Source organism: Flavobacterium sp. (assembly GCF_003525665.1).
Classification (GTDB): Bacteria; Bacteroidota; Bacteroidia; order Flavobacteriales; family Flavobacteriaceae; genus Flavobacterium.
Genome location: NZ_DQDX01000084.1, coordinates 2,791 through 10,667, shown reverse-complemented (window position 1 = coordinate 10,667; position 7,877 = coordinate 2,791). Strand labels below are relative to the sequence as shown.

6 protein-coding genes are annotated in these 7,877 nt (G+C 28.2%); 5 read left to right on the top strand and 1 reads right to left on the bottom strand.

Translation table 11 applies throughout. The annotated features are described in order from the left end of the window. Positions 1-85 precede the first annotated feature (85 nt). The 5 genes from DIU01_RS06130 to DIU01_RS06110 all read left to right on the top strand — a co-directional run bounded on the left by DIU01_RS06130 (position 86) and on the right by DIU01_RS06110 (position 6,926). The gene (locus DIU01_RS06130) at positions 86-982 is read left to right on the top strand and encodes a BRCT domain-containing protein (RefSeq protein WP_290832542.1); all 897 of its coding nucleotides are present in this window, start codon (positions 86-88) and stop codon (positions 980-982) included. A gap of 30 nt (positions 983-1,012) precedes the next feature. Then, positions 1,013-5,395: an AAA domain-containing protein gene (locus DIU01_RS06125; protein ID WP_290832540.1), complete on the top strand. Its 4,383-nt coding sequence runs from the start codon at positions 1,013-1,015 to the stop codon at positions 5,393-5,395. 36 nt (positions 5,396-5,431) lie between these two features. Beyond that, on the top strand, positions 5,432-6,232 hold the full coding sequence (locus DIU01_RS06120) for an endonuclease/exonuclease/phosphatase family protein (protein ID WP_290832538.1): 801 nt from the start codon (positions 5,432-5,434) through the stop codon (positions 6,230-6,232). Positions 6,233-6,300: 68 nt separating this feature from the next. Further along, positions 6,301-6,702 (top strand): hypothetical protein, encoded by a 402-nt coding sequence (locus DIU01_RS06115; protein ID WP_290832536.1) that lies wholly within the window; start codon positions 6,301-6,303, stop codon positions 6,700-6,702. A gap of 11 nt (positions 6,703-6,713) precedes the next feature. Further along, positions 6,714-6,926, top strand: a complete 213-nt coding sequence (locus DIU01_RS06110; RefSeq protein ID WP_290832534.1) for a hypothetical protein — start codon at positions 6,714-6,716, stop codon at positions 6,924-6,926. Between the two features lie 585 nt (positions 6,927-7,511). Here the strand turns inward: DIU01_RS06110 and DIU01_RS06105 are convergent. Continuing rightward, the gene (locus tag DIU01_RS06105; RefSeq protein ID WP_290832532.1) at positions 7,512-7,868 is read right to left on the bottom strand and encodes a hypothetical protein; all 357 of its coding nucleotides are present in this window, start codon (positions 7,866-7,868) and stop codon (positions 7,512-7,514) included. Positions 7,869-7,877: the final 9 nt, after the last annotated feature.

Genomic DNA, 7,877 nt, shown 5'->3' with positions numbered 1-7,877 from the left:
CATAAATATAAACTTATTGAAAAAGAAATAAACGAATTGTAAAAAGAAAATAAAACTTAAATAACGATAATCAATTATTGGAACTATGGATCAACAAACTTTAAATATTTATACTGCAAAAGCTCAAAATGACAAAGCTATCAGTACGCTAAAAGGAATTTTGCTTGGTTTTAATTTAGATAATGTTGTTCATGAAAAAGAAATAAATGAATTAAAAAAATGGATCTCTTCACATAAAGAGTTAATCAAGAGAAATCCATTTAACGAATTTATGAATATTGTCGAAAATACTATTTCAAATAAAATCCCACTTAAAGAGACAATTGAAGACTTATTTTGGTTGTGTCAAAAATATGAAAATGGTAATTATTATTACAATACTGTGACATCAGATTTACAAATTCTACAAGGACTTTGTCATGGAATATTAGCAGATGGTATTATTAATGAAAAAGAAATTTACACATTAGAACAATGGTTATCGGAGAATGAACATCTTAGCACATATTATCCATATGATGAAATAAGAAGTTTAATTTCATCAATAATTTCGGATAATAAAATAGAAGAAGAAGAAATATTGGTTTTGAAAGCGTATTTTAGTCAATTTATAAATTTGCAGGACTTAAAAACAAGCGAACTAATAAAAAATGAGACTTTAGACATTCAAATATCTGGACATTGTAGTAGTGATCCACAAGTTACATTCAAAAACAAAACTTTTTGCATTACAGGAGTTCTAAAAAGAGGAAATAGAGATGATTTGCAAAAAGACATAATAAAGTTAGGAGGAATTCCAACTAGCACTATTACGAAAAAAACAGATTATTTAATAATTGGAGACAATGGTAATCCAGCATGGGCATTTGCATGTTATGGAAGAAAAGTCGAAAAGGCACTTTCATTAAGAAAGGAAGGTCACACAATTATGCTTGTACATGAGTTCGATTTTAGTGATATTATTGATGACCTACTTCACTAATTTCCAAAAAAAACACTTTAAAAAATCTAAATGGAATTAACTGAAAAACTCTTAACCGAATTACAAAGAAGACTTAAAATTGGAAACCGAAGAGGTGTTCATTTAAATGCAATTCCAGCAAATTCAAGATATAAATTTGATTTAAACCGACTTTCTAAAATTGATAAAGATTTGCCTAATAACTTTATTAATTCACTTCTCTCTGAATTACCATTAAAATTTAGAATTAGCTGGAAAGATAATGTCCCTGACTTAAATTCATTATTTGAAGAAGACCAAACTCAATTAGTAAAAATCACTAAGGCTTTTGAAAATTTAATCAATCAGACAGAAGCAATTGAATCCGAAAAAGGAATAAATACTTTTGGATTTGGATTTCCGATATTGGCAAGAAGAGATTTAGCAGATAACAAATTAACCGTTGCTCCTATTTTAATTTGGTCTTTAAGAATCAAAAGAACAAAAGAGTTTAATACTTGGGAAATTACACGAAATGAAGATGACCCAATTTACTTAAATGAAGTATTGATAAATCATTTGCAAAGTGATTCAAATATTGAAATTGAACCAATTCCAAGCGAAATGCTAGATAATGGTTTAATCAGCAAGTCAGAACTTATAAAAATTTGTAAAAACCTTATAAAAGCAATAAACACAAAATCGCCAGACGATTTAGAAGAAACTTTTAGTCAGAAACTTGAAAACATAACTTCTATAGGCGATAAAACTCATTATGAGAAATTGCCTTTGAATTCTACAAATTCTCTAATTGATTTTAGTGGTTTGTTCTCAATTTTTGAAGTTCAAAAACAAAACATAATAAATGAATACGGAAATCTTATGGAACTTGAAGGTCTTAAAATCGACCTTGAAGATTTAGAAGGACATTCATTTCAACCGATTTCATCGATTGAAACCGATCCTTCACAACAAAATATCTTACATTCATTAGAAGCTACAAGAAATATTTTAATTCAAGGTCCGCCAGGAACAGGAAAAAGCCAAACATTAACTGCAATTCTTATAAATGCACTTGAAAACAATAAAAAAACTATTGTAGTCTGTGAAAAAATAACTGCATTAGAAGTATTAGAAAAAGCCTTGAAAGAAAAAGGTTTGCAAAATCATTTTGTAATTGTTAGAGATATAGTTAAAGATAGAAAAGCGGTTGTTGATTCAGTTAGAGATAGAGTTGACAACTCTGAATATAAAAAATATAGATATAAATTTTCTAAAGAAACTTTAGAAAACCTTATCACAAAAGCCAAAGATTTAATTACAAACATAAACTCAAAACATCAAAAAATTGATGAAAAATTATTAGGTAATAAAATTTGGACAGACATTGTTGGTAATCTAATTTCAGAAATTAAAGGATCTGAAGAAGATAACACTTTAAATATTGAAAAAAATATTTTTGAATTTACATCTCAAGAATTTAATAGCTTAATTGACCTTGTTCAAAAAGGACAGTTATTGTATGATGATTACAAGCAGTTTGAATCAAATTCATTTATAAATCCTAAAAAATTTGTTGGAGATAATCCATTCAAAATCGAGCAAGAAATTGACGAATCATTTGAAAAATATTTAAAGTCTTTTAAGAGAATAAAACAACTCGAAAGTGATTTCAAAAATGAATATGTACAGTCAAGAAAAAAACAAATATCAGCACAACTTGACAGTTGTGCTGATATTCATAATTCTATTTCAACTATTATTGAAACTCATAAAGAAAATTTAGACTTTTTAGATGAACAGAAAACAAACGGTATTATTTATAACGCTTTAGCCTTTTTTTCTAAATCTAAAAAGAAAACATTACAAGACCAAAATCAGATTCAAGTTCTATTTTTAGATTTTGAAAATCATTTAAAAAACTCAAAAGATCTAGATTTAATTGAGCTGGCAAGCTCAATTAAATCAAATTTTTCGAGGTTAAATGATGTTAAAAAAGCAAATGAGTTAATCAATTCAACCTTTAATGATAAAGTTGAAAAAGAATATCAAGAAATAAACACATTGACATTTGACAATGAAGAATACAAATCAGAAAAATTAACACTTCTACAATCCGAAGCAAATGAATTAAAAAAGATTATAAATACCGAAAATTGGACTACTAAAAATGTCAATTCAAATAATTTAAACAAATTATTATACGAAGTAGAAATACTTAACAATAGTAAAAAAGAATACTTTTCAAACGAAAATGATTTATTTTCCTATGAATTTAGATGGTTTCAATTTTACAATAATCTTACTGAAACAAACAAAAAATTAGTCACTGAACTCAAGAATAAAGCTAATTGGAGAAAGTCATTTTTAATCCATTATCTAAATTCAATGTTGGTAGAATCTGCAAATATACATTTGCCAACTAACGATAATGAACATATAGAACTTGATAAAGCCTTAAAAGGAATTGAAAATGAACAACTAAAATTTATAAAGGATTTTTGGTTTTCAAAACAAATTGATTCAACTAGAGAATTTGAGCAAAGGAACAATAATCTTTCTGTTGAAAATCTTTATAACAAACGAAGTAGTAATAGATTTAAAAGACTATCGTTAAGACAAATTGTTCAGTATGATTCTAATCTGTTTACAAATTTTTTCCCAATAGTATTAACTTCTCCTGATGTTGCAAGTAATCTTTTCAAAGGAATGAATGGATATTTTGATATTGTAATGTTTGACGAGGCAAGTCAGTTAAGACTTGAAGATAACTTACCAGCAATTTTAAAAGGAAAACAAATTGTCATTGCTGGAGACGAACATCAAATGCCACCATCAAATTATTTTAGTAAAGTATTTGACGGCTCTGTTGATGATGAAGATGATTTGGAAGAAGAAAATGAAATTGTAGTAGATAAAGATAATATTTTATTGTCTTGTGAATCTTTGCTTGACTTTGCTTCGGAGTTAAATTTTCAAAGAAAACATTTAGACTTTCACTATCGTTCAAGACATCCATTTTTAATTGATTTCTCCAATTATGCATTTTACAATCAAAGATTAAAACCATTACCAAATAATTTTGAATATACTCCAATAAAGTTCATCCAAACAGGTGGAACATTTTCCGAACATATTAATGATGCAGAAGCGGAAATGGTTTTATCAATAATTGAAAATAATATTAATAGATTACCAAATGGAGAATATCCAACACTTGGAATTGCAACTTTCAATATTGCCCAAAGAAATCATATTAAAAGTAAAATTTTAGAAAGACAAAAATTTTCTAAATATGAAGAATTTAATGCCAAAATTCAAGAGTTAGAAGAAAACGGAATGTTCATTAAAAATCTTGAGAATATTCAAGGAGACGAACGAGACGTTATAATTCTTTCAACAACATATGGAATTGGAAAAGACAGAAAATTTTCTCAAAGATTTGGCCCAATAAATCACTCAAAAGGCTACAAACTATTAAATGTAATTATTACAAGAGCCAAATTTAAAATTTATGTTTGTTCATCTATTCCTGAACAAGTATTTATGAATTATAAAGAATATTTGACCGTTGAAGGTTCAAATAATAAAAGAGCAGTTTTCTTTGCCTATTTGGCTTATTGCAAAGCAATAAGCGAAAAAAACAATGATTTAAGAATTTCAGTTTTAACAACACTCTCAGAAAATACAAGCAAAAGTGCAAGTTATGATTCTTTCATTGGGGGAGATTTAGAATCTCCTTTTGAAGAAGAAGTTTATCAAAGTTTAGCAGAAAAGTTAGGAACAGAAAAGTTAATTCCACAATTGCAATTTGCGGGTTTTAGAATTGACATAGTATATGACCCAAAAATTATTGGCATTCCAAAAATTGCTATCGAATGTGATGGAGCAAAATATCATTCAAGTCAAGAAGCTTATTTGTACGACAGACATCGACAAAAAATATTAGAAGAACACGGTTTTGTCTTTCATAGGATTTGGAGTACAAATTGGTGGAGAAATACAAGTCGAGAAACAACCAAGCTAATTGATTTCATCAAAAATGTAGAATCATCAAATAAAAAGGAATTTGTAGATTATTCAAACACAGCTTTTGCATTTACAGATGATATAGAATTGATTGAGAACAATAATACTCAATCTTCATATTTGGAAAATGAAAAAGAAGTCGAAATAGTCAAATCAATAAATACTGAAACTAATGTACAAACCAAATTATTTAAAAACGAAATAAAATTGGGAAGTAAAATAAAAGTGAAGTATGTAAATAATGGAAAAGATATAAGTGTTCAAATTGTTGAAACAGAAAACAATGTAAATGACCTAAATAAAGGTTTGCAAAAAATATATTTCAAATCTGCTCTTGCAATTTCTCTTATTGGACATTCAGTTGGAGATATTGTTAAGGTAGGAAATTTGGATAATTTTGTTGAAATAATGGAAATAAAGAATTAATATTAGAAAGTTTTGAAATACAAAATTGACTGTTTTATGAAAAAACTTTTCTTTTTATTGTTATTGCTTTTTCAGTTTTCTTTCTCGCAAGTAAAACTCCTTTCCTGGAATGTAGAAAATTTGGGCAGTTCCAAGTCAGATACAACAATTAGTTTCATCGCAAACACAATTAAAAATTATGATGTTGTGGCTTTGCAAGAAGTAGTTGCAGGCGATGGTGGCGCACAAGCAGTAGCACAATTAGCCGACGAACTCAATAGAAAAGGAGCAAAATGGGATTATGTAATAAGTGATCCTACAAGCAGTAGCGCCTACAAAGTAGAACGGTATGCCTTTCTCTGGAAAACAGCCAAAGTCAAGAAAATTGGTACAGTATGGCTAGAGAAAAAGTACCATCTGGAGATAGATAGAGAACCATTCTATGGCACATTCGAATACAACAACAAGCAATTTACACTCGTCAACTTTCACGCCATAACCAAAAAGAAACAACCCGAAACCGAAATCAAATACTTCAAATATTTACCTGCGCAATATCCTAATCTAAACTTACTCTTTGTAGGCGATTTCAATTGTCCGCAGTCACACACCGTTTTCAATCCGTTGAAAAAAATGGGCTATCAATCGGCATTCATCAATCAAAAAACATCACTTAAGCAAGAATGCAAAAGCGACAATTGCCTCGCATCAGAATTTGATAATATTTGGTACAAAAAAAACAATATAACAATATCAAAAACAGAAGCCATCCTTTTCTACACCAATTTTAAAACCCTAAAACAAGCAAGAATAATCTCCGATCACATTCCTATTGCTATTACATTTTCAATCAATTAATAAGTAATTACGGTTTTCCGTAAAATATAAACTAGTGCTATTATTATTTTTACAAAAACACAGTAGTCATGAAAAAAACACTACAATTTCTATTCTTATCAACTGCTTCAATCCTATTATTATCAAACTGTAGAAAAAAAGAAACAGCAAGTCCGCAAAACCTTTTACCAGAATCAGCAGAAGAAATAACTATTGACTCGGTTACCAATCACCATGAAGATACAACCTACCAATACGAATACCGAACAGGTGAATCGGGAGATTATCAATACAATTATGATGTAATTGCTACTGATGTTGAAGGAAATGAATTAGAAGGCAACATCAACGTGGCAGGAAAATATGGTAAAGGAACCTTAACCTATTTAGAAGGTAACGAAATAGAAATCACTACCGAATGGATAGGTTACGGAAAACTTTTGGGAATAGATGATGATGGTAACGAATATGAAATCGTGGTAAAAAATTAATACATTTACGTATGAAAAAACTATTAATCCTTTTTTCTTTTCTGGTTTTTAATTCGTTTACAAAAACTATAGATGATGTATATGTATGCCAAAGCAAAGGAGCAACAAAATACCATTACAAAGAAACCTGCCGCGGATTAAATGCATGTAAGCATACAGTAGTAAAAAAAACTATTAAAGATGCGAAAGCTATAGGACTAACTTTATGCGGTTGGGAAGATTGATTTATTATAGATTTTGTAACAAAACAATAGTAAATCGTTACAAGTTGCTATTAAATTCCTAACAAGTCAATTCAAATTTAGCTGCATTTATGCAAATTAATTTGCTTCTTTAATAGGTCGTATTATGAATTCTGTTTATGTTGTTTTTTTTCGAATCTAATTTTGTGTTTACTAATAACAATTTTACTATTATTCAATAGCATTTGTTGGTTTTTTTATTCAAGGACAAGTATTGGAATTATCTAACGATTCAATACAAAACAATACATTTTTACTATTACTTTTTCAATAGTTTTCTATAAGTTGATGTAATAAATAAAATGTATTTGAAATCTAAATTATTTCAATAGAAAACAATACGCTTTTCCTATTATTTAATAGATAGCTCATCTATTCAAAAGGAAGCTTTAGTACGTTACTTCTTCTTTTTTATTTTCTATGTAATGGTTAACAGATAGTATTACGATACAAATAATAGCTGTTCCTATCAAAATGTTTTTTAATAGTTTATTGTTATGTTGCAATTGCAAATTTTGCACCTGGAGGTTTTGATAATCTAAAGAGTTATCAATAGTCTGTAAGTTTCTAAAATCTTTCATTTCGAATAATTTTTATATGATTATTTTCTAAAATAATTATAATGAATTCATAGATGCAATTTCTATTTACTCCTTGATGTTCCACAATATGATTAAAAACAACGAAACTAAATCCTCTTCCTTCTAAATACATTTCGTGCAGTATTACTTCATCTTTGCCATCAAGTTCTTTTAATAGAATTCTATGATTTAAGTTTATCTTTTTATCAATAATTGCTCTACTTTCTCTTAAGTCTGTTGCCAATTGATTATTATATTTAATTCGATTTTCTGGTGTTGCAAATCGCTGCGATTTCTTTTTCGCAATAAACTCCTCTGACGTTAACGGATCTATTTTTTTCATTATCTAAAG